Below are 21,931 nucleotides of genomic sequence, written 5' to 3'. Positions count from 1 at the left end.
GACTCGGTGCGCGTCAGCGAGGTCACCGGGGTCCTGGGCTCGACGTCGCAGGGGCCGCTGCTCAAGGCGAGCGGCACCGGCCGTCGGGTCACCGTGAACCTGCCGGTGAACAAGCAGACGCTGGCGAGCAAGGGCGCCAAGGTCCAGGTCGGCCTGCCCGGCGGCAAGACCGCGAGCGGCACCATCACCCAGGTCGGCACGGTGGCCAAGGAGGGCGACCAGTCGCAGGGCGGTCCACAGGGCCAGGACAAGGCCACCATCCCGGTCGACATCGCGCTCGACCAGCCCAAGGACGCGGGCAGCCTGGACGGCGCGCCGGTGTCCGTCGGCTTCACCGGGAAGGAGAAGAAGGGTGTGCTGACCGTCCCGGTCAACGCGTTGCTCGCGCTCACCGAGGGCGGCTACGGCGTCGAGGCGGTCGAACCCGGCGGCGGCACCCGGCTGTTGAAGGTCGAACTCGGGATGTTCGCCAACGGCCGGGTCGAGGTGACCGGCGACGGCGTGACCGAGGGACTGAAGGTCGGGGTGCCCAAGGCATGAGGAGACATCGCGCGGCATCGCGCAAGACGGCCGAATCCCTGCCGCCCGGCAGCACCGGCGGTACCCCGCCGGTGATCGAACTCGACGGTGTCGGCCGGTCCTACCCCGGCGGGGTGCGGGCGTTGATCGACGCGAATCTGACCATCGGGGCGGGCGAACTGCTGGCGGTGGTCGGGCCGTCCGGTTCCGGGAAGTCGACCATGCTGCAGCTCATGGGCACGCTCGACCGACCGACCGAGGGGGTGGTGCGGCTGCTCGGGCACGACGTCGCGCGGCTGAAGGACCGTCAGCTCTCCGGTGTGCGGGCCAACTGGATCGGTTTCGTGTTCCAGCAGTTCTTCCTCACCGAGCACTTCACCGCGGTGGACAACGTGGCCAACGGCCTCTACTACCACGGGATTCCGGTACGCGAGCGGCGCGAACGCGCGGCCGACGCGCTGGCCCGGGTGGGCTTGGGTGGTCGACTCGACCACGTCCCGCGCGAGTTGTCCGGCGGCGAGCGGCAACGCGTCGCGATCGCCCGCGCGTTGGTCGCCCGACCCGCGTTGGTGCTCGCGGACGAGCCGACCGGCGCGCTGGACTCGCGCTCGGGGGCGACGGTGATGCGACTGCTGCACGAACTGCACGAAGACGGGACCACGATCGTGGTGATCACGCACGACCCGGGGATCGCCCGGTCGCTGCCGCGTCGGGTGGAGATCCTCGACGGCCGCATCCACGCGGACAGCGGTGTCTCCGGTGCGCTGCCGGTGGGGGTGCACGGATGACGACGACGGACCGGGACACCCTGGTCGGCCGGCCTGCGCCGTTGCCGTTGCCGGACACCGCGCGGCTGGGACCGGTCGACGTGGTGCGGGTCGGGCTGCTCGGGGTGCGCGGTCGGCCGATGCGCGCGGTCCTGTCCGGTCTGGGGATCGCGATCGGCATCGCCGCGATGGTCGCGGTGCTGGGCATCGGCACCGCCAGCCAGGCGCGGCTGATGGAGCAGATCCGCAGCCTGGGCACGAACATGCTCTCGGTCGGACCGGGGGACTCGATGTTCGGCGGGAAGGTGCCGCTGCCCGAGGACGCGGTGGACATGGTGCGCCGGATCGGCCCGGTGACCTCCGCCAGCGCCACCGCCCAACTGGACGGGCGGAGCGTGCGGCGCACCGACCGCATCGATCCGCGGGTGACCGGGGGCATCACCGTCGCCGCGACCCGCGAGGATCTGCTCGCCACGATCGGCGGCCGGGTGGCGAAGGGGCAGTGGTTCAACGCGGCCAACTCGCGCTATCCCACGGTCGTGCTGGGCGCGCGGGCGGCCGAGCTGCTCGGCGTCGACGGGCCGAATCGGCAGGTGTGGATCGGCGACCGGTGGTTCACCGTGCTCGGGGTCCTGGCCAAGGTGCCGCTGGCCCCCGAGGTGGATCATTCCGCCCTGGTCGGCTGGCAGGCCGCCCGCGACCTGCTCGGCTTCGACGGGCATCCGACCCGGATCTACGAGCGCTCCGCCGAGAACGCGGTCAACGACGTGCGCAACGTGTTGGCGGCGACGGCCAATCCGGCCGACCCCGCCGGCGTCAAGGTCAGCCGACCCTCCGACGCGCTGGAGGCACAACTCGCCGCCAAGAACACCTTCACCGCACTGTTCGTCGGCCTGGGCGCCGTCGCCCTCCTCGTCGGCGGGGTCGGCGTGGCCAACACCATGGTCATCTCCGTCCTCGAACGCCGCCAGGAGATCGGCCTGCGCCGAGCCCTGGGCGCCGGTCGCGGCCAGATCCGCCTCCAGTTCCTCACCGAGGCGGTCACCCTCTCCGGCCTGGGCGGCGTCGCCGGCGTGGTGCTCGGATTGATCGTGACCAGCGGCTACGCCCACGCACAGGGCTGGCCACTGGTCCTGCCGTGGCCGGCCATCCTGGGCGGCGTCGCGGCATCGGTGGCGATCGGGGCACTCGCCGGCCTGTACCCGGCCGGCCGGGCGGCACGACTGCCCCCGACGGAGGCACTCAGCTCGGGGTGAGGGTGAGGCTGAGGGCGAGAGTGGCGGATCGGGGCGGTTCGGCTCCTCGTCGGAAGCCACCCGTGTGGAACCTGGGCAAAACCTGGGCACTACCTGGGCAAGATTTGGCACGGGACGACTACCGGTATTCGGCGCGCCCGCCCACCCCTCCCGCCCTCGGCGAAGCCGCCCGCTCGTGGATCCCACCATCCACGAGCGGGCGGCTTCATCGTGTCCGAACCTCCGCTCCGCACTCCTGACCCCCCACCGGGCATTCGGCTCCCCACCAGGCGTTTTACGCCGATCCGGGGCCGATCCGGGGCCGATTCCGGGCCCACCCGGCCGCAGGTCTGCCGGACCATGCCGGTCGCCACACCGGGCAATCGCCGTCGCCACACCGGGCAATCGGCACGGCCACGCCGGGCAATCGGCGTCCGCGCAGGTCGGCGTGGGAGCGGAGGGGATACGTACGACCAGATGATGACGCAGGCATGGTGAAGTCATCGATTGGGTTGACGATGGTCGGCGCCGGCAGTCGGTAATCTTTGACGCGGAAAGCGGTTCACCACCTCGCATCGCCCGGCCGACCGGAAAATGTCGCAACCGCGGAGCGTCCGCCCAGCGTCAATCCACCGACGGTGTGTCGTGTCCCCGTAATCGAGGGGCGCAGCCGAGGGCAGGGCGTGGTGAACGCCACATCGCCACCGGCCCGGGTCCGTGGCCGTCGGACTCGACGAGTCGTTGGGGGTTGATCAGCAGTGTTGCGCGTTCTCGACGATGGCCGGGACGACGGCGACGGTGTCGCCGGCGGATCCGCCCCGACCGGCACGCTCACGCGGGCCCGGGTGCCGGTCGCCGCCGAGACCGCGGCCGGGGATGCCGTGCAGGCTCCGGTGGCCGGCGACGACGCGAAGACCACGCGACGCGACTGGCGGGGCCGGTTGTGGTCCGCCCCCTGGCAACTGCTGCTCTTCCTGTGGCGGACGTTGTGCGGAGAGTGGCGCGGCATCGTCGCGGATCCGGTGCGCCAACTGTGGCGCAGCCGCGGCAAGGGGCTCGCCCTCGCGGTCGTGGCCAGCTCCGCGGTGATCTTCTTCCACGCGATCGGGCAGACGCCGGCGGGCAAGACGGTGGTCCGGCTCGTCGGCGGCGTGAGTGCCGACCTGCCGCTGTGGCTGGCGCTGCTCCGGACGCCGGTGTCGTTGTTCGTGCCGGCCTTGAACCTGCCGGTCTGGGCGGGCATCACGCAGCTGTTCCTCGCGTTCGCCATCGCCCAGCTCTCGCTCGGCGCGGGTCGCACGCTGATGGTCGCCTACGTGACCACCCTCGCCGGCACGATGGGGGCCAGGGTCATGATCGCGATCGGTCCGGACCACGCACTCGGCCTGCCCTCGTCGGCCGCGCACGTGCTGGACACGGGTCCGTCGGCGGCGGTGGTCGGCCTGTTCACGTACCTCTCGGTCATCCACCGCGCACCCATACTCTTCACCATCACCGGCGGCTCGATGGTCCTGGAGTCGATCATCCTGCCGAACCTGGCCGGTCGCGAACACCTGATCGCGGTAGGCGCCGCCATCGTCCTGGGCCTGCTCGCCGGCCACACCCGCCCCCGCTGGTTGGCCTGGACCGACACCCCGCGCGCCCGCCTCGCCACCTCGACCGCCGCCCCCCGCGCCCGCCTCCGCGCACTGGCCGCCGCCCCGGGCGCCCGCCTTCGCGCCCTTCGCACGACCTGCCCCAACCCCACCCCGGACCCGGTCCCCACCCCCGCCTCGGAACCGGCCCCCACCCGCACCCGCGAAAACGCCTGACCCCACCGGCGCGCCCCCACGTCCGGGGCCGAAGCCACCCGACAAGCACCACGGGGTTCACTGCGCTTGCGGCCGGGGAGGGGCCGGCCGGCCTCCCGGCTGCTGTTTCGCTCGGTGTGGGATCGGCGCCGACGGGACTTGGGCGGCGTGCCCGTCGAAGGGCCGGTGGGGCAGAGGTCCAGACCAATATTGCGTGCCGTTCCGGGTGCTGGATACCGTCGAGGTACCCCGCCGGGCGTCCTTCCGGTGTGTCCGAGGCACGTCGAGTCCGCCACTTCGTGCTCCGCTTCGTCGTAGCCGGAGGTACCACCCGTGCCCGCTTCGCCCCTGCCCACCGCCCCTGCCCCGGCCCCCGGCTCGGTGATGGCCCGTGAGATCGCGGCCCAGCCCGAAGGGTTGGCTCGGATCCTGACCGACGGGCTCGACGCGATCGGGGCGGTCGCCGCGGAAATCCGGGCGCGGGACCCGAGGTTCGTGCTGTTCACCGGGCGTGGCACCTCCGACAACGCGGGGCTGTACGCGCGCTACCTCACCGAGGTGTTGCTCGGTCTGCCCGCGGGACTCACCTCGATGTCCACCACGACCGCCTACCGCGCCCGGCAACGACTGGCCGGCTGCCTGGTGGTGACGGTGAGCCAGTCCGGCGGTTCGCCGGACCTGATCGCCTCGGCGCGACAGGCCCGCGCGGACGGCGCACTCACCCTCGCGGTGACCAACAACGCCGAGTCGGTGCTCGCCCGTGAGTCCGACCTGCACCTGGACGTACTCGCCGGTCCCGAACTCGCGCTGCCCGCGACCAAGACCTACACCGCCGAACTGCTCACCCTGTTCCTGCTGGTGGACCACCTGCGCGGCGGCACCGGCGAGGCCGCCCGGGTGTTGCCCGACGCGGCTCGCGCGATCCTGGACCGGCAGGCCGAGGTCGAGGCGCCCGCCGAGCGCTACCGGTTCGCGGACCGGCTCGTGGTCACCGCGCGCGGCTACGGATATCCGACCGCCCGCGAGGCCGCGCTCAAGATCATGGAGACCAGCTACATCGGCGCCCAGGCGTTCTCCGGCGCGGACCTGATGCACGGCCCGCTCGCGATCGTCGACCGGGCCTGGCCGGTGCTCGCGGTGGCATCGGAGGGTGCGGGCGGGCAGGCGCTGCGGCCGGTGCTGGATCGGCTGCGCGAACGGGGCGCGGATCTGTACGTGATCGGGTCCGCCGAGTCGGTGGCCGAGTACGGTCGGGGCTTCGTGCTGCCGACCGGGGTCGCCGAGGAGGTGTCGCCGATCCTGGAGATCCTGCCGTTGCAACTGCTGGCCCGCGAGGTCGCGTTGGGACGCGGCTGCGACCCGGACGCGCCGCGGGCGCTGGCGAAGGTGACCGAGACGCGATAGCGCGGTGGGGCCTCGCCGCCCGGTGGTGCCGTCAGGCGGTCCGGTTCAGGTCGGCCGACGCCTCGCGCGCGTCCAGGAGTTCGTCCCAGTGCGTCTTTGCCCATGTGCACGCGGCGGCCATCGGGACCAGCATGCTGCGGCCCAGCGGGGTGAGTGCGTACGTCACCCGGCGGACCGGGGAATCGTGGGCGGTGCGGCTGATCAGACCGTCGCGCTCCAGCGTGCGCAGCGACCGGGTGAGCACCTTCGCGGTGACGCCGTGCATCGGCACGCGCAATTCGGAGAAGCGCCGGGGACCGTGCTCCAGGCAGCGGATGATCATCGCCGCCCATTTGTCGCCGAAGCGGATCGGGGACAGGTTCGACGGGCAGACCGGATCGAACATGTCCGCGGACAGGGGCTCTTCGGTGGCCTCGCTCATGGGCCCACCGTAGTGGGTATCCGAGAGGTAACCACCGTCCTGGGTAGCTTGGCCGCGGCAGTCGCGACCAGGGGATCGACGGACGAACAAGGTGGACACATGAGCAACGGCATCATCGTTTTCGGCGCGGGTGGGCGGACCGGACGCACGGCCGTCGCGGAGGCATTGCGCCGGGGGCACCGGGTCACCGCCGTGGTGCGCGATCCGGCGAAGTACGCGGATCTGGCCGGCCCGGAGGTACGGGTGGTCGCGGGTGATGTGACCGACGCCGACGCGGTGGCGGCGCTCGCGGTGGGCCACGACGCGGCGATCGCGGCGGTGTACGACCCGGCCGCGCCGATGGGCGACTTCTTCGTGCGGGCGGTGCGGGCGCTGCTCGCGGGGTTGTCCCGGGCGGGGGTCGGGCGGTTGGTGTGGGTGGGCCTGGCCTCGGTGTTGCCGACCGCGTCCGGCGAACCGCTGATGGACACGCCGGACTACCCGCAGGAGTACCGGGCGTTCTTCCTCGCGCACGGCGAGGGCAACGCGGCGCTGCGCTCGTGGGACGGCGCGCCGGAGTGGGTCGTGCTGAGCCCGGCGGGCGACTTCGACCACGAGGGCGTTCGAACCGGGAACTGCCGCGTCGCGCCCGCCGATGCGCAAAGCCGGGTGTCCTACCCGGACTTCGCGATCGCGTTGCTGGACGAGATCGACGCGCCGAAGCTGCGCGGGGTGCACGTCGGGATCGAGGACGGGCGATGAGCGAGCCGGCGCACCGCACCCGGCCCGGCGGCCGGCCCCCTGTCCGGTGGATCTTGGTGGAGCGGGCCGCGTCGTCCGGTGCGGCGAGGTGCGGTGCCGGGCGGCGCGGCCCCACCAAGACCCGCCGGACAGGAGCCTAGGCCCGCGCCGAGCCCGTGTGTTCGACCGCGAACAGGCGGTGTTCGACTCGGTCGAGGGCGACTCGTACGGCGCCGAGCGCGACGCCGTCGGCGCCCAGTGCGGACAGTTCGACGCGGGGCATGCGCAGGCACAGTCGGCGCAGTTCGGTGGTCAGCGGCGGGACCGCGTCCGCGAGGCCCGCCGCCCAGCCGCCGATCACCACGATCTCCGGGTCCAGTGCCAGCACCAGCGCGGTGACGTCGTGGATCAGGCGCTGGACGAAGCGGTCCACCGCCTCGGTCGCGGTCCGGTCGCCCTCGGCCGCGTGCCGGAACACCTCGCCGACGGCCGCCTCGTCCAGTGGCGGCAGCGGCGTGCCGGTGGTGGACAGCAGGTTCTCCGGGGTGACCTGGCGGCCCAGCAGGTGCAGCGCGCCGATCTCGCCCGCGGCGCCGCCGAAGCCGCGGTGCAGGCGGCCGTTGATGAACGAGCCGGCGCCCGGGCTGAGGCCGGCCATCACGTAGACGATGTCGTCGGAACCGACCGCGATGCCCTTCCAGCGTTCGCCGATCGCGGCCAGGTTGGCGTCGTTCTCGACCTGGATCGGACAACTGAACGAGCGGCCGAGTCGGCCGCCGAGGTCCAGGCCGGTCCAGCCCGGCATCGCCGAGGACAGCGTGACCACACCCTCGGTGTTCACGATCCCGGGCGTGCCCACGCCCACGCCCCACAACGAACCCCGGGAGACCTGGGCCCGGCGCAGCGTCTCGCTGATCAGGCCGCGCACGCGTTCGAGCCGATCCTCGGCCTCGCAGTCCTCCTCGACGGTGCGCGCGGCCCGGCCGACGATGGTGCCGGCGAGGTCCGCGAGCACGACCCGGATGTGGTGCACGCCGACGTCGATGCCGAGCAGGTGACCGGCCTCGGCGTGGAAGCGGAAGCGGCGGGCCGGCCGGCCGCGCGGCCGGCTGCCGTCCTCGCTCTCGGCGGTGGTGGTCTCCACGACCAGGCCCTCGGCGAGCAGGCCGTCGACGACCCCCTCGACGGTGGGGCGGGACAGGCCGGTGGCCTCCATCAGCGCGGTCACGGTCAACACCTCGCCACCGCGCAACGTGCGCAGGGTCGCCGCGGAGTTGATCCGCCGGACCACGGAGGAGTCCCCGCCCGTCGCCTGTGCCACAGCTCATGTCCTCTCGTCGCGCCGTCGCGCGGCACGTCCGACCGGGCCGTCGGGCCCGTCGGATACGTCGTCGCTCAGGCGCGGATGGTACCCAGGTTTCGCGTCGTGATCAGGACGCGGGCCGCAACGCGGTCGGCCCCGCCTCGGCGAACGCCAGCCGGCAGGTGTCGGCGCGGTAGGTGGCCACGGTGACCGCGGCGGTCCGGCCGAGTGCGGTGTACGTCGTCGTCACGATCAGCACGGCGGTACCGGGCGGGCGCTCCAGGTAACGCGCCTCCTCGGCCTCGGCCACGCCCAGTTCGACCGCGCGGTGCCGGCTCTCCAGGCGGTGCCCACGCAGTTGACGCAGCATCAGCGAGGCGCGCTCGAAGCCCGGGACCCGGGTGGACAACGAGGGCACCACGGCGCGGGAGACGTACAGGCATTCCAGGCCGACCACCTGGCGCATCGAGAACTGTCGGCGGCGCAACCGGTGCACCAGGGCCGAGGGGCGGCCCTTGAGGGTGTCCGCGAAGTCGTCGGTGACCGGCACGGTGGCGCAGTCGATCACCTCGCGGTCGCGCAGGTCCACACCCGGCCAGCCCTCGCCCTCGGCGCTGAGCGAGACGTCCACGCGCGGTCCGGCGACGGTGGTGCCGGCGCCGCGCTTGCGGACCAGTCGGCCTTCGAGTTCGAGCTGTTCGAGCGCGTGCCGCAGGGTGGCCCGGGCGACGCCGAAGCGGGCGGCGAGGTCGCGCTCGTTCGGCAGGATGTCGCCGGAGCTGAAGTCCGCCTCGATCGCCTTCAGCAGCGAGGTGCGCAGTTGCCAGTACTTGGGCTCGCCGAAGACCGCTTCGTCCGGCAATGTCGCCATGCTGCTCACGGACGCCCCCTCGGCTGGCCGACGCCTGCGCGGCGCGGACTTATTGCATGCTCGGTTTAGTAAAGACGGTTGAATATAACCCCGTCGGACCGCGAAAGGTCCAGACCAAGTCGGTCCGAGTTCCCGGTGACCTGGCTCACACCACCGGGCCCGAACCGCCCACACCCGAGCTGACCTGCGCGAATGTCACGCCGCGCGCGCGGGCCCGGATGCGGGCCGGCTAAACCTCGCGACACGCCGGTCGCGGCCTCGTGCCCGGAGCCTGCCCGATGGTGAAGGCGACCCGACGAAGAGGTTTCCCCGCCCGGGCGACTCCCGGGCGAACATCGGGCGTCGGTCCGCCCGGCGGCCGAGGTCGAACGCGCGGCGAAGAGCGCCCTCCGCGCTGCGGCCGAGCGTGCGATTCCAACGGTAACTGGCCCATGTACCAAGGCAGTTGACCGAGCACGCCGGATCGTGTGGAAACGTGTCGAAGCGGGCGGTGCGAGTGCGCGTCGGTCCGGACCCGGCGGAATCTCCCGGAGTCGGATCGGGTGGGCGCGCGGGGCGGTCCCGGTGGATGCGCAGGTCGGTCCGGGTGTGCGCGTCGGGCCCGGAAATTGGTCCAGTCCAATGTATTGACGGGTCGGAAGGGGAAGGCCCACCCTTTGGCCATTGGTCTATACCAAGTCCCCCGAGGGAGTCCCCCGTGGCACGTCGCTACGTCCCCGTCCTCGCCGCCGCAGCCGCGTCGGCGGGGTTGATCTCGCTGTTCGCGTTCACCGGTGGTGCGACCGCCGCCGGCCCCGCCGCGTCACCGGCGACCACCGGCATCGGCAGCAACTGGTACGCCGCCGCCCCCTACCTGATGCCGCTCGACAACGACCCGCCGGACGCCGGCGCGGTGATGGACGCCACCGGCCTCAAGGCGTTCCAGCTCGCCTTCATCCTGGCACCCAACGGCGGCGGTTGTACGCCGACTTGGGACGGCACCAAGCCGACCTCGACGGATACCGCGGTGGCCGGGGTGATCGCCGCGATCCGGGCCAAGGGTGGTGACGTCTCGGCCTCCGCCGGCGGCTACGGCGGCACCAAGCTCGGCCAGACCTGCGGCACCCCCGAGGCCACCGCCGCCGCGTATCAACAGGTGATCGACAAGTACGCGCTCAAGGCGCTGGACTTCGACCTGGAGGAACCGGAGTACGAGAACGCCGCGGCCATCCGCAACGAGATCGGCGCGGCCCGGATCATCCAGCAGCGGAACCCGGGCATCTACCTCTCGGTGACCACGGCCGCCACCGCCGACGGCACCGGCTGGTTCGGCAAGCAGATGCTCAACGAGGCCAAGGCGCAGGGCTTCGTCCCGGACAACTTCTCCATCATGCCGTTCGACGGCGGGTTCAACGGAGCCGCCGCGCAGACCTCGGCGCTGACCAACTTCAACACCATCCTGCGCAACACGTTCGGTTGGGACACCGCCACCGCCTACGCGCACGAGGGCATTTCGCAGATGAACGGACGCAGCGACACCGGAGAGTACTTCTACCAGGCCGACTTCCAGGCCGTGTACGACTACGCGATCAGCCACCACATGGCGCGCTTCACGAACTGGTCGGTCAACCGGGACCGTCAGTGCACGCCACCGGACAACAATGGCAAGACCTCGGGCGTGTGCAGCAGCGTGCCGCAGGCCGCCTGGGACTTCACCAAGTACTCCGTCCGGTTCGCGGGTGCCACGCCGCCCACCACGACCCCGCCCACGACGACCCCGCCGACCACCGTCCCGCCGAGCACATGCAGCACGACGCCGTGGGACCGCGCGGCGATCTACACGGCGAACAACAGCGTGTCGCACAACGGTCATTCGTGGAAGGCGAAGTGGTGGACCCAGGGTGAGGAGCCGGGTACGACCGGCCAATGGGGTGTCTGGCAGGACCTGGGCGCCTGCTGACCCCGGACCCGCCGACCCGGACGCACCGACCCCGGCCGGTGCGCGACCTGCGCCGCCGCGCGTGACGACGCCGCGGTGAGCGCGAGGATGGGCCGGAGTCGCCGATCGGGCGACTCCGGCCCGTCGCCGGTGGGCGGGAACGCGGAATACTCGCTCGTCCGGTCCCGGACCGGATGCCTAGGATCGACCGATGACGACCTCGGATCATGCCGCCGTTTCCGATGCCGTGTCCGATGCCGTGCGGCGGGCCGACGTCGATTGGCTCTTCGCCCGTTTCGCCGATACGGCCTGCCCGGTCACGGTGCTGCGGCCACTGATCGGGCACTCGGACCCGGCGCTGCGTCACCTCGGCGTCGTGCTGCTCCGGGAGCGTGCCGCGAGCGCCGATCCGGGCACCGCCGCGGAATTGGCCACCCTGCCGGCGACCGTGCCCGCGCTGCCCGCCGAGACGGCCCTGGTGTCGGCCGAGGCGTATGCCCGACTGTCGGTGTCGGCGCAGGTGCCGCTGCCGGAACGACGCGCCGACGGGAATCCGACCGAGTGGCCGGCCCGGGTCCGGGTCGCCTGGTTGCGGGCGCGGATCATCGGCCGGCCCGAGGCGACCCTGGGGGCCGAACCCCCGGGCGAGGAGCTGTACCAGGCGGTGCGCGCGATCGACGCCGAGGCGCCGGCCGATCCGGACGGCTACCTGCGCGCGTTGCTCGCCCGGCCCGAGCCGGTGCTGCGCGCGGCGGCCCTGCGGGTGCTGCGGGAGGCGGTGCACGGCGCGTTGCTCGACCCGGCGCGGGCGCGCGACCGGTTGGTCGAGCTGCTGGATCCGGTCGGTGGCGCGCCCGTGGTTGCGGGCGCGTTGGCCGAACTCGCCGAGCCGTGGGCCTTCGGCGCGGCGCCGTCCGGGATCGAGGCCGCGTTGCGGCGGTCGGTGTCCGAGCACGCGCAGGCCGTGGAGACGGCCGCCCGGTTCGGCCTGTCCGGGCTGCTGCGCGAGATCGCGGCGGATCCGCGCCTGCCCGGAGAGCGGCGGCGGCGCGCGCTCACGCTGGTCGGCGAGTTCGCCGAACGCGGCGATACGGCGGCGCTGTCGGCGCTCGCCCGCACCGATCCGCTGCTGTTCGCCGAGCCGTTCGTGGCGTGTCTGCGGGCGATGCATCAACGTGGGCACTTCGTGCGACCCGGCGAGGTGCCGGCCGTCGTGGAGTGTGCGCTCGCCGACCACCGGGTCTCCCCGGTGCACTTCGCGATCGTGTTGTTCACCGTGCGGCACGAGGCACTGCGGGCCCTGACGGCGGTGTCGGACGACGATCCCGATTGGCCCCGCTGCCTGGACCTGCTGCGCGCGCTGGCCGAGCAGGGCGCACCCGAGCTGTCGGTCGGCGAAGTGCTCACCGCGCGGCTGGCCGACTCGCGGCGGCCGGAGCCGATCCTGTCCGTCCTGCGCGAACTGCGCCATCGTGACGCGGAGGACGCAGTGCTCGCCGCCCTGCCCCGGGCCCCGGGGGCGGCGCTGCGCACCCTGGAGGCGATCGGCGGCCCGCGCACGGTCGCGGCCCTGCGCGCGGGGCTGGCCATGGACGACCCGGACGGCGTGATCGTGCCGCACCTGCGCGCGGCGGCGGATCGGGCGCTGGAACTGGTGTGGCACCTCACCGACGACCCGCAGGCCCGCCGGGAGTTGCGCGCCCGGCTCGACCGCCGGGAGTTGCCCGAACGGATCGCGGCCGACCTGGGCATCCCCGATCCGGACGAACTCGCGCTGCTCACCGCCGACCTCGACGCGCGACGGCCGGTGCAGGCGCTGTGCCGGCTCGCCCGCAACGGCGACGCGCGCACCCTTCCCGCGCTCGCCGACCTGCTGCTGCGCGTGGTGAGCGACCTGGTGACGGATCGGGGGGAGGAGGTCGCCGAACCGGTCGTGCCGGACGAGGTGCTCGAAGCGATCGGCGGACTCGGCGAACGGCTGTACCGGCGCCGCGCGTTGCGCCCGGTGTGTCTCCTGGACGCGGACCGTCCGGAGGCGGCACGCGACGTCCTGCTCGCCGACCTCACGTTCGATCTGCTGGACCGCGCGGGGATCACCGCCGCCGAAACGGCCATCCTGCTCGACCTCCTGGGTCGGACCGGTGTCTCGGACGTCAAGCGACGGATCCACCACCTGATCCGGCATCGCGATCCGCACGTCCGCAAGCGCGCCATCGCGCTGTCGGCCCGCGCCGTCGCCCCCGACGAGGCCGGGTCGTTGTCCGCGAGCCTGATTCCGCTCACCTCGGCCGCCGACCCGCAGACGGTGCGGCAGGCCCTGCGGGCGCTCGGCGAGGCGCGGGCCCATGGGGCGGCCGAGGCGATCGCGGCCTGCCTGGACCACCCGGTGATGAACATCCGCAAGACGGCGGCACGGGCCCTGCTCGACGCGGGTACGCCGGCCCAGGTCCCGGCGTTGCTTCGGCTGCTCGGCCGGCACGACAACCCGGGCCTGCGCGAGTCGGCGACGGCCGCGCTGCGGGCCGTTCTGGGCGCGGGATACGCCGCGTGTGTGGTGTCCGCGGCGGAGCGGGTCACGGACGCCCGCGAGCGGGGGCTGCTGCTCGACGCGCTGGACCGCGAGTTGTCCGCACCGGCGGTGGCGGCGCTGGTCCGACGCGGCTCGCCGCTCGCCGGGCCGCTGCTCGCGGGCCTGGCAACCGGCGGACACACCTTGCGAATCGGCGCTCCGGCGGACCTGGCGGCGGAACTCGCGGCGTACGGCCACGCGCCGGCCGAGCCGGCGACGGCGGAGGACGCCGAGCTCCGGGCCGACCTGACGATGCTCGCCCGATCTTGCCGACCCGCCGGGGACGCGCGGGCGGTGTTGCGCCTGGCCGCAGGGCCGGATCGGCCGAACCGCGCCCAACGGGACGCCCTGCGCGGGGCGTTGCCCTGGTTGCTCGCGCTCGCGCGCGAGCGGCCCGCGAGTCGGGCGGCGGTCCTGCGTTTGGTGCTCGATGCCTGCCCGGCGCCCTGGTCGGATCCGGAACACCGCGCGTTCGCAGATGCGTTCGACGTGCTCGCGGCCGAACTGGGCACCGTGGACGGGGTCGGTGGGGTGCTCGAAGCGATCGCGGGCTCGTTGTCCGAGGTGGCCGGCTTCGGGTTGGCGGGTCGGATCCGCGCGCTGCCGGCGCGATCCTTCGCCGGTCGGTCGCCGTTGGCGGTGCTGCGGCGCTGCGGGGCCGTACTCACCCGCGAGGACGTGCAGCGGGCGCTGGCCGGGGTGCGCCGCGGGCCCAATCCCTGGGAGGCCGAAGTCGCGTTGCTGCGCGAGGTGTTCGGGCCGGCAGATGCGGAATCGGCGACCGCCGGGGTGCCGATCGACCCAGCCGCCGCGACCCGCACCACCGCCGCCGCGGCCGCCTGGCGGTCCGCGCTCGGCGACGCGGTGCGCTCGGCCGGCGCGCTCGCCGCCTTCCGGGCTGCGGGCGAACCCGTCGACCTCGACTCCCGATCGTGTGTCGCCGCGCTGATCGACGCCTTCCCGAACGCCGAGGCGTCGACCCGGGCGCCCCTGCTCGACTGGTTGACGGAGCTTCAGCCGATCGACGCACCGCCGTGGACCCTGGCCGAGCAGGCCGCCCGCACCGCGGTGCCCACGCGTGTTCCGCAGGCCGGCGATCTGGACCAACCCCGCTCGACCGCCCAGCGTGAGCGGCTGCTCGCACTGCTCGCCTCGGCCGAACCGGCCCGCCGCACCGCCGCCGCCCGGTTGTTGGGCGATTGGGCGGAACCGACGGTACGGCGGGTGCTCCTCGACGCCTGGCTGCGCGGCGGGTTCGACCTGCCCCCGCGGGCCGAACTCGCCCGGGAACTGCTGTCGATCATCGATTTCGACGGCTACGACGAGGCCGGTCGGGAACGTGCCGCGGGTCTGTGCGCGAGGATGCGCCCGGACGACCTGGAGCGGATGGCGCCGTTCCTGATCTCGTGGTGGGAGGACGGCGCACCGGCCACCCGAGCACAGGCCTTCGCCGCGGCCCGTCGACTCCCGGGCGAGCTGCTCGCCGAGGCGTTGCGGACCCGGCTCGCGGCGGGCCGCCGGGGTGGTCTCGACCTGTTGCTCGATCGGTCGATCCGACGCACCCCGGAACTGACCGAGGTGGTACGCCGGTTGCGGGCGGAGGGCCACCGTGCCCTCGCCGACCGGCTGACCCTGACCGACGGACCGCTGCTGCGGGCCGGTGCTCCGGGCCACAACGGTGCGGCGCTGATCGAGCTGCGCAGGCGTGCCGTGCCCGTCGGCGCCGAGCGTCCCACGCGCGACGAACTGATCGGCGTCGTTCGCGGCGACGCCCCCGAACAGGCCCGCCGGGCCCTGTCCCGACTCGCCGACGAGCATGGCCGCGATGCGCAGGTCCGGGAGCTGGTGGTCGAGTTGCTGAGCCATCCGGTGCCGAGGGTGCGGCTGCACGCGCATCGGGTCTCGCGGCGCATCCTGGACCGTCCCGAATACCTGCGCAACACCGAGAAGTTGCTCGACGACCCGCGTCGCGATGTCGTCCGAGGGGCCATTCGTACCCTGTCGCACGCCGGTTGGGAGCCCGCCGTGCCGACCCTGCTCACCCTGTTCGGCGACTCCGACCAGGCCATTCGCGAGGCGGCCGGCGACGGATTGGCCCGGATCGGTCCGCCGGTGTTGCCGATGTTGCGCAGGGCCGCCGCCCGCGCCCGCCCGGATCGCCGCGCCCGCTATCTCGAACTGCGCGACCGCATCGCGGCGACCCCGAGGTGATCGGGCCGGCCCCGGGGTCGGTGTGCCTCAGCGCGTGGGGGTCACCGGCCGGTGCAGCCACATGTGCAGGGTGAACGGACTGCCGCGGCGGTCGCGGACGATCGTCGGGGCGTCGGTGCGGACGAAGCCGGTGGCCCGGGCGACCGCGATACTGGCGGCGTTGTCCGGCGGGATCCGCAGGCCCACCTCGCGGACACCCACCACCCGGTAGGCGTAATCGGTCATCAACCGGACCGACTTCGCGGCCAACCCCCGGCCGCGATGGGCGGCCCCGATCGCGTACGCCAACTCGGCCACGTCGGGCTCCTCCTCGGTGCCGACGAACAGCATGACCACCCCGCACGGCGCGTCGCCGTCGAGCGTCACGGCCAATTCGATCGAGCGCTCCCGGGCCCGCGACAACCGGCCCTTGGCCAGGAACTCGCGGGCGGCATCGGTGTCGAAGGGCGACGCGAGCGGGGTCCATCGTGCCGTCTCGACCTCGTCGAACAGCTCGACCAGGGCCGGGACATCGGCGTCGGTCCACTCCCGCAACCGGATTCCGGGGCCGGTCAACTCGACGGAGGTCGACAGTCGATACGGGGGAGGGGGTTCGGTGGTCATGGTTCGAGTGTGCCCGGTGCCCGCCGGGCCCGGGCGGGATTCGGCGGGCGACGACGAACGGGGCCCCGCACCGGTGTGCGGGACCCCGTTCGTGATCGGGTGCGGCTCAGCGGCGTTGGGCCGCGGCCGCGTCGCGTGGGTCCTGGACCTTGGTGCGGTACAGCCACAGCGCGACGCCGACGATCAACACCCCGCAGGCGACTCCGAGTTCCTTGTAGCCGCCGTAGCCGGTGATGGAGAAGCCGGTCGCGCCGACCACCAGCACCACGGTCAGGAACGCGGCGAGCAGCCAGGCCAACGGGATGAAGAAGTCGGGCAGCCGGATCGGACGGGCCAGGTCGGGGCGGTCCTTGCGCAACATCGCGAAGCCGGAGATGGCCAGGATGTGGGTCAGGATGTAGCCGAGGTTGCCGGTCACGATGATCGCCAGCGGCGTCTTGAGCGCGATCAGGATGACCACGTTGACCGCGAGCGCGATCATCAGCGCCCGAGCCGGCACGCCGCGCTTGTCGAGCACGCCGACCTGCTTGATCGTGGTGCCCTCCTTGCCCATGTTGTAGAGCACGCGCGAACCGTCGGCCAGACCGGTGATCATGATCAGCAGCAGCGACGCGATCAGGAAGACCACCATCAGGTCGGCCGCGCCGCCCACCAGGTCGTTGAACGCGCCGACGTAGAAGGTGGTCGGGTCGAGCGCGATCGCACCCTCGCCGACGTACCCGGCCAGCGCCAGCGGCAGCAGGATGAACACGCCCAGCGAGAACAGCACGCCCGCGCGCAGGGCCCGCGAGGTGTCCTTGACGGTGTCCTTGTACTCCGGGGCGAAGGTCGCGCAGACCTCGACGCCGAACGACGTCCAGGCCATCACGTACAGCCACACCAGCGACTCGCGGATGCCCGCCGCGCCGTGCAGGTTCCAGTGCAGGTTGCTCGCGCTCCAGTCGCCACTGGCGAACGGCAGCACGATGAACACCGCGAGCGGCACCAGGAGCATGCCGCCGGTGACGTAGACGACCCACATCGCGACGTGCAGGCCGAACATGGCCGCGCCGAACAGCAGCACGATCACCGCGAGACCGACCACGATCGGGAAGGTCAGCTCGGCGATGCCCAGGTCCAGGGTCCAGTCCTGGCCCTTGAACCACTGGGCCTGGACGAGTGAGCCGATGATGCCCGCGTACACGGACAGCGCGGTGGTCCAGGGGAACCAGTAGCCGATGCTGGCCAGCGGACCGACGAACGGGGCGCGCTTCTTCCAGCCCTCGGTCGCGTAGTGCGCGATGCCGCCGGACGACTCGGGGAACATCGCGGCCAGCTCGGTGTAGATCCAGTTGGCGATCGTGGCCAGGACCATCGAGCCGGCCCACAGGGCGATCGCGCCCCACGCGCCCAGGCCGCCGATCGACGCGCCGAGCGAGGCGATCAGGGCGGCGGGCATGGTCAGCGACATCGCGAAGCCGTCGTACCAGCGCATCTTCTTGGCGAGCGCGGGCGGGTTCGCCGCGGTGCCGGAGGTGGCGGGGCCGGTGGAGCCGGAGGCGGCCGGCTTGGGTGATGCGGACATCTGTGTCCCCTTCGCGGGGTGGGAGCGGCCGGCGGGTGAGCCCGGGGGACGGCCGCTTGGGGGAGGGGGGTGCGGGCTGCGGTGGCGCCGTGGCCCTGCTGTCGGCCCTGTTATAGATCCGAGTTTTCGACCACGTCAAGGGTTCGTCTTTGTTCATTCGACAAATGAGACCTGTGGAAGTTGCTCATTGAGATCTATTGACAGGTCAAAGTTGCTGATGAAGTCTGAGCACAACGTCGCCCCAAGGCAGAGAGGGACCCCCGCATGAGCAGCAACGGCTCCGCCCGTCACCAGTTCTTCATCAACGGCGCCTACGTCGACGGCTCCGGCGCCGAGGGCTACGACGTGATCAGCCCGGTCACCGGTGAGTACGTCGCCACCATCCCGGTGCCCACCACGGAGGACCTGGACAAGGCCGTCGCCGCCGCCAACACCGCGCAGCGCGCGTGGGCCAGGGTCAACGTCTGGCAGCGTGCCGAGCTGTGTCACCGCATCGGCGACGAGATCACCAAGCGCGTCGACGAGCTGGCCCGCCTGCAGACCCTGGAGCAGGGCAAGCCGCTCGCCGAGTCGGTCGCCGACATCGAGGAGGCCGCGCAGCTCTTCCACCTGCACGCCGAGGACGCGGTCCGGCTGCACGGCGAGACGATGCCCTCCACCGACGGCACCAAGCGCATGTGGACCTTCTACGCGCCGGTCGGCACGTGGGGCATCATCACCCCCTGGAACTTCCCGCTGCTCATGCTCGCCGAGTTCGTCGCCCCGGGCCTGGCCACCGGCAACGCGCACGTGGTCAAGCCGCCGGCCAACACGCCGCTGACCGTGCTCAAGGCGATGGAGGCGTTCGTCGCCGCCGGCGTGCCCGAGGGTCTGATCAACATCCTCCCGGGCGAGGGCGCCACCGGCGACGCGCTGGTGCGGCACGACGGCATCGACGCGATCGGCTTCATCGGCTCCTCCGCGACCGGCGCCAAGATCCAGGCCACGGCGGGCCTCAAGCGCTCGATCATGGAGTGCTCCGGCAACGGCCCGCTGGTGGTGCTCAAGGACGCCGACCTGGACGCCGCCGCCAAGGCCGCGGTCTACGGCGCGTACCTGTGTGCGGGCCAGGTCTGCTGCGCCACCGAGCGGGTGATCGTGGTGGACGAGGTGCACGACGCGTTCGTGGCCGCCGTACTGCGGGCCGCCGAGGACGTGGTGCTCGGCGACCCGTTCGACGCCGCGACCAACCTGGGCTCGCTCAACAACGAGGGTGTCGCCGCGAAGATGGACCGGCACATCGCCGACGCGCACGAGCGGGGCGCCAAGGTGCTTCTGGGCGGCAAGCGCCGGGAGGGCATGCCGACCGACCTGTACTACGAGTTCACCGTCGTGGACCGGGTCCCGGTGGACAGCCTGCTCTCGCGCGAGGAGTCGTTCGGCCCGGTCGTGCCGATCATCACCGCGGTGGACGAGGACGACGCGCTGCGGTTGGCCAACGACGACAAGCTCGGCCTGCAGGGCGCGGTGTTCACGAGCAGCATGCGGGCGGCGTATCGCTTCGTCGAGGAGATGGCCGTGGGGCAGGTCGTGGTCAACGACAGCACGTGCTTCTGGGACGTGAACATGCCGTTCGGCGGAGCCGGCAACCGCGGTACGGGTTGGGGTCGGATCGGCGGCAAGCACACGCTCCTCGACATGTCCGATCTCCGGACGGGCGTCATCAACCTCTGAGGGACCCGATCGCCGGGCCGGGCCTCACGCGCCGGCCCGGCCCGGTGGCCTCGAACGCGGGCCGGGCTGATTCGACCCGGCCTGCGTCCGAGGTGGCCTCAAGCGCCGGCCGGGCCGGTTCGCGCGAACCGGGCCATCCAAGCGTCAGCCGAGCCATCGCCGCCCCGGCCGGCGTTCGAGGCCAAGCAAGAGCATGAATATCGGCCACGACCCGCAGGGGAAACCGCATGACCCCCACCCACCGCACCGCGCTGCTCCGGACCGCCCGGGAGCCGTTCTGGCTGGATCGGCCCGAGCACCCGGAGCCGCTGGCCCGCCAGGTCGGGGACACCCGGACCGACCTGGCCGTGGTCGGCGGCGGATACACCGGGCTGTGGACCGCGCTGATCGCCAAACAACGCGACCCCGGCCGTGACGTCCTGGTGCTCGAACAGGGCACCTGCGGCCACGCCGCCAGCGGGCGCAACGGCGGCTTCTGCTCACCCAGCCTCACCCACGGGCTGGCCAACGGCCTACAGCGCTGGCCGGACGAGATCGACACGCTGCAACGCCTGGGTGCGCGGAACCTGGACGCGTTCGAACGCGACCTGGACACGCACGGCATCGACTGCGGCTTCGCCCGCACCGGCAAGGTCGCGGTGGCCGCCACCCCGTGGCAGGCCCAGGCGCTGCGCGCGTCCGTACCCGTGGCCAATCGGCACGGCGAGCAGGCCACGTACCTCGAAGACGACGCGCTGCGGGCGTACGTCGACTCGCCACTGTGGTCGGCGGGCGTCTGGCAGCCCGACTACGCGCTCCTGGACCCGGCCCGCCTGGTGTGGGGACTGCGCCGGGCCTGCCTGGACGCGGGCGTACGGATCGTGGAACGCACCGAGGTCACCGCGATCGACACCAGGCCCGCCGATCTGATCCGGCTCACCACCCCGTACGGGATCGTCGGCGCGCGCCGGGTCGCACTGGCCACCAACATCTACCCGCCGCTGCTGCGCCGGCTCGGCCTGAGCATGGTGCCGGTGTACGACTACGCGCTGACCACCGAGCCGCTGACGGACGATCAGCTCGCCGCGATCGGCTGGACCGGTGCGCACGGCGTCACCGACGCGGGCAACCAGTTCCACTACGTGCGCAAGACGGACGACAACCGCATCCTGTGGGGCGGCTACGACGCCATCTACCACTTCGGCAGCCGGGTGGACGAGGCGCTGACCCAGCGCCCGGAGACGTTCGACGTGCTCGCCGAGCAGTTCGCCGCGACCTTCCCGCCGTTGGCCGACGTCGCCTTCTCGCACGCGTGGGGCGGCGTGATCGACTCGACCACCCGGTTCTGCATGTTCGCCGGCACCGCCGCGGCCGGCCGGGTCGGCTACGCCCTCGGCTTCACCGGACTGGGCGTGGGGGCGACCCGGTTCGGTGCGGAGGTGGTGCTCGACCTGCTCGCCGGGACCCGGACCGAACGTACGGAGCTGGAGATGATCAGGCGCAAGCCGATCCCGTTCCCGCCCGAGCCCGCGCGCTGGATCGGCATCCAGGCCACCCGCTGGTCGATGGCCCGCGAGGACACGCACGGCGGTCGCAACATGTGGCTGCGCACCCTCGACCGGCTCGGCCTGGGCTTCGATTCGTGAACGAGGCGGGCGGCACCGGCGGGCGGGGCGCACCCGAGGAGCGGGAGGAACAGGGCAAGATGGCGGGCGAAGATCGAGAGGACGTGCCGAACTCGGCGCCGCAGCACACCCGGAGCAGCCGCATGAACCCCGCAGGCCCGTTGGACGACATCGACCGGCGCATCATCGCCATCCTCCAGGCCGACGGCCGGCGGGCGTACAAGCAGATCGCCGAGGACCTGGGCATCCCGGCGTCCTCGGTGCGCTATCGGGTGCAGCGGCTGGAGGAGAGCGGCACGCTCCAGATCGTCGGCATCGCCAATCCGCTGACGATCGGTTTCGATCGGCTCGCGATGATCGGCATGCGGGTCCGCGCCGGCAGCGCCCGGGAGGTGTGCCGCGAACTGCGCGAACTACCGGAGACGTCCTACGTGGTGATGGTGGCCGGCCAGTACGACGTGATGGTCGAGGTGATCTGCCGCGACACCGACCACTTCACCGACCTGCTCAACCGCCGACTGCTGCTGATCGACGGGGTGGTCTCCACCGACTCCTTCTTCGTCCTCGAAGTACACAAGTTGGCCTACGGCTGGGGCGTCGGGGGTGTGGAGTCCTCGCTGCTCGACTCGCCGGAGATAGCGCCGGGTTCGGGGTTGGACCAGCGCGACAATCGTTGAGCCGCCGATTCGGCCACCGGCCACCGGCGCGTGCTGCCTAGA

General features: G+C 72.5%; 15 protein-coding genes and 1 pseudogene. 11 read left to right on the top strand and 5 right to left on the bottom strand.

The annotated features are described in order from the left end of the window. The 5 genes and pseudogenes from ACFXMF_RS11875 to ACFXMF_RS11855 form a co-directional block, all read left to right on the top strand. A pseudogene (locus ACFXMF_RS11875) lies at window positions 1-540 on the top strand (peptidoglycan-binding protein); the annotation flags it as partial. Further along, the gene (locus ACFXMF_RS11870) at window positions 537-1,307 is read left to right on the top strand and encodes an ABC transporter ATP-binding protein (protein ID WP_379992842.1); all 771 of its coding nucleotides are present in this window, start codon (window positions 537-539) and stop codon (window positions 1,305-1,307) included. The pseudogene ACFXMF_RS11875 and the gene ACFXMF_RS11870, both read left to right, overlap by 4 nt. After that, entirely contained in the window at window positions 1,304-2,542 is a 1,239-nt protein-coding gene (locus ACFXMF_RS11865) for an ABC transporter permease (protein WP_360315630.1), read from the top strand. Before ACFXMF_RS11870 ends, ACFXMF_RS11865 begins: the two co-directional genes overlap by 4 nt. Window positions 2,543-3,279: 737 nt before the next feature. Continuing rightward, window positions 3,280-4,332, top strand: a complete 1,053-nt coding sequence (locus ACFXMF_RS11860) for a hypothetical protein (RefSeq protein WP_360315628.1) — start codon at window positions 3,280-3,282, stop codon at window positions 4,330-4,332. A gap of 363 nt (window positions 4,333-4,695) precedes the next feature. After that, the gene (locus ACFXMF_RS11855) at window positions 4,696-5,715 is read left to right on the top strand and encodes an SIS domain-containing protein (protein WP_360315640.1); all 1,020 of its coding nucleotides are present in this window, start codon (window positions 4,696-4,698) and stop codon (window positions 5,713-5,715) included. A 31-nt stretch (window positions 5,716-5,746) separates the two neighbouring features. Here ACFXMF_RS11855 and ACFXMF_RS11850 read toward each other — a convergent pair whose 3' ends face one another. Continuing rightward, a complete protein-coding gene (locus tag ACFXMF_RS11850; RefSeq protein WP_360315626.1) occupies window positions 5,747-6,136 on the bottom strand; it encodes a helix-turn-helix domain-containing protein in 390 nt (129 codons plus the stop codon). Between the two features lie 99 nt (window positions 6,137-6,235). Between ACFXMF_RS11850 and ACFXMF_RS11845 the strand changes: the two genes are divergently transcribed. Then, a complete protein-coding gene (locus ACFXMF_RS11845; protein WP_360315624.1) occupies window positions 6,236-6,877 on the top strand; it encodes an NAD(P)H-binding protein in 642 nt (213 codons plus the stop codon). A gap of 136 nt (window positions 6,878-7,013) precedes the next feature. Here the strand turns inward: ACFXMF_RS11845 and ACFXMF_RS11840 are convergent, their stop codons facing one another. Beyond that, window positions 7,014-8,177, bottom strand: coding sequence for an ROK family transcriptional regulator (locus tag ACFXMF_RS11840; protein ID WP_360315622.1), 1,164 nt, complete (start codon window positions 8,175-8,177; stop codon window positions 7,014-7,016). A gap of 109 nt (window positions 8,178-8,286) precedes the next feature. Further along, window positions 8,287-9,030, bottom strand: a complete 744-nt coding sequence (locus tag ACFXMF_RS11835) for a GntR family transcriptional regulator (RefSeq protein WP_360315638.1) — start codon at window positions 9,028-9,030, stop codon at window positions 8,287-8,289. Between the two features lie 820 nt (window positions 9,031-9,850). On the opposite strand from ACFXMF_RS11835, the gene ACFXMF_RS11830 reads away from it, so the two are divergent. Both ACFXMF_RS11830 and ACFXMF_RS11825 read left to right on the top strand, forming a co-directional pair. Next, entirely contained in the window at window positions 9,851-10,969 is a 1,119-nt protein-coding gene (locus ACFXMF_RS11830; RefSeq protein WP_379992206.1) for a carbohydrate-binding protein, read from the top strand. A 190-nt stretch (window positions 10,970-11,159) separates the two neighbouring features. Beyond that, window positions 11,160-15,728, top strand: a complete 4,569-nt coding sequence (locus tag ACFXMF_RS11825) for a HEAT repeat domain-containing protein (RefSeq protein ID WP_379992170.1) — start codon at window positions 11,160-11,162, stop codon at window positions 15,726-15,728. A 27-nt stretch (window positions 15,729-15,755) separates the two neighbouring features. Here ACFXMF_RS11825 and ACFXMF_RS11820 read toward each other — a convergent pair whose 3' ends face one another. Both ACFXMF_RS11820 and ACFXMF_RS11815 read right to left on the bottom strand, forming a co-directional pair. Further along, window positions 15,756-16,331: a GNAT family N-acetyltransferase gene (locus tag ACFXMF_RS11820; protein ID WP_360315616.1), complete on the bottom strand. Its 576-nt coding sequence runs from the start codon at window positions 16,329-16,331 to the stop codon at window positions 15,756-15,758. A gap of 106 nt (window positions 16,332-16,437) precedes the next feature. After that, complete coding sequence (locus ACFXMF_RS11815; protein WP_360315614.1) at window positions 16,438-17,895, bottom strand: APC family permease; 1,458 nt, start codon at window positions 17,893-17,895, stop codon at window positions 16,438-16,440. 264 nt (window positions 17,896-18,159) lie between these two features. Between ACFXMF_RS11815 and ACFXMF_RS11810 the strand changes: the two genes are divergently transcribed. From ACFXMF_RS11810 to ACFXMF_RS11800, 3 genes are all read left to right on the top strand, one after another. Then, the gene (locus ACFXMF_RS11810; RefSeq protein ID WP_379992169.1) at window positions 18,160-19,608 is read left to right on the top strand and encodes an aldehyde dehydrogenase family protein; all 1,449 of its coding nucleotides are present in this window, start codon (window positions 18,160-18,162) and stop codon (window positions 19,606-19,608) included. 227 nt (window positions 19,609-19,835) lie between these two features. Continuing rightward, entirely contained in the window at window positions 19,836-21,233 is a 1,398-nt protein-coding gene (locus tag ACFXMF_RS11805) for an FAD-dependent oxidoreductase (protein WP_360315610.1), read from the top strand. Continuing rightward, window positions 21,230-21,889, top strand: coding sequence for an Lrp/AsnC family transcriptional regulator (locus ACFXMF_RS11800; RefSeq protein WP_379992631.1), 660 nt, complete (start codon window positions 21,230-21,232; stop codon window positions 21,887-21,889). Before ACFXMF_RS11805 ends, ACFXMF_RS11800 begins: the two co-directional genes overlap by 4 nt. The last annotated feature ends 42 nt before the right edge of the window (window positions 21,890-21,931 follow it).

This window comes from Embleya sp. NPDC059213 (assembly GCF_042754445.1).
Taxonomy (GTDB): Bacteria; Actinomycetota; Actinomycetes; order Streptomycetales; family Streptomycetaceae; genus Embleya.
This window is presented reverse-complemented; position numbering and strand designations above follow the sequence as displayed.

What these genes read in the sequence shown, in the direction of transcription:
- ACFXMF_RS11870 (WP_379992842.1), top strand. Translation starts at nt 537, where the DNA reads ATGAGGAGACATCGCGCGGCATCGCGCAAGACGGCCGAATCCCTGCCG.
- ACFXMF_RS11865 (WP_360315630.1), top strand. Translation starts at nt 1,304, where the DNA reads ATGACGACGACGGACCGGGACACCCTGGTCGGCCGGCCTGCGCCGTTG.
- ACFXMF_RS11855 (WP_360315640.1), top strand. Translation starts at nt 4,696, where the DNA reads ATGGCCCGTGAGATCGCGGCCCAGCCCGAAGGGTTGGCTCGGATCCTG.
- ACFXMF_RS11850 (WP_360315626.1), bottom strand. Translation starts at nt 6,136, where the DNA reads ATGAGCGAGGCCACCGAAGAGCCCCTGTCCGCGGACATGTTCGATCCG.
- ACFXMF_RS11845 (WP_360315624.1), top strand. Translation starts at nt 6,236, where the DNA reads ATGAGCAACGGCATCATCGTTTTCGGCGCGGGTGGGCGGACCGGACGC.
- ACFXMF_RS11835 (WP_360315638.1), bottom strand. Translation starts at nt 9,030, where the DNA reads ATGGCGACATTGCCGGACGAAGCGGTCTTCGGCGAGCCCAAGTACTGG.
- ACFXMF_RS11825 (WP_379992170.1), top strand. Translation starts at nt 11,160, where the DNA reads ATGACGACCTCGGATCATGCCGCCGTTTCCGATGCCGTGTCCGATGCC.
- ACFXMF_RS11820 (WP_360315616.1), bottom strand. Translation starts at nt 16,331, where the DNA reads ATGACCACCGAACCCCCTCCCCCGTATCGACTGTCGACCTCCGTCGAG.
- ACFXMF_RS11815 (WP_360315614.1), bottom strand. Translation starts at nt 17,895, where the DNA reads ATGTCCGCATCACCCAAGCCGGCCGCCTCCGGCTCCACCGGCCCCGCC.
- ACFXMF_RS11810 (WP_379992169.1), top strand. Translation starts at nt 18,160, where the DNA reads ATGAGCAGCAACGGCTCCGCCCGTCACCAGTTCTTCATCAACGGCGCC.
- ACFXMF_RS11805 (WP_360315610.1), top strand. Translation starts at nt 19,836, where the DNA reads ATGACCCCCACCCACCGCACCGCGCTGCTCCGGACCGCCCGGGAGCCG.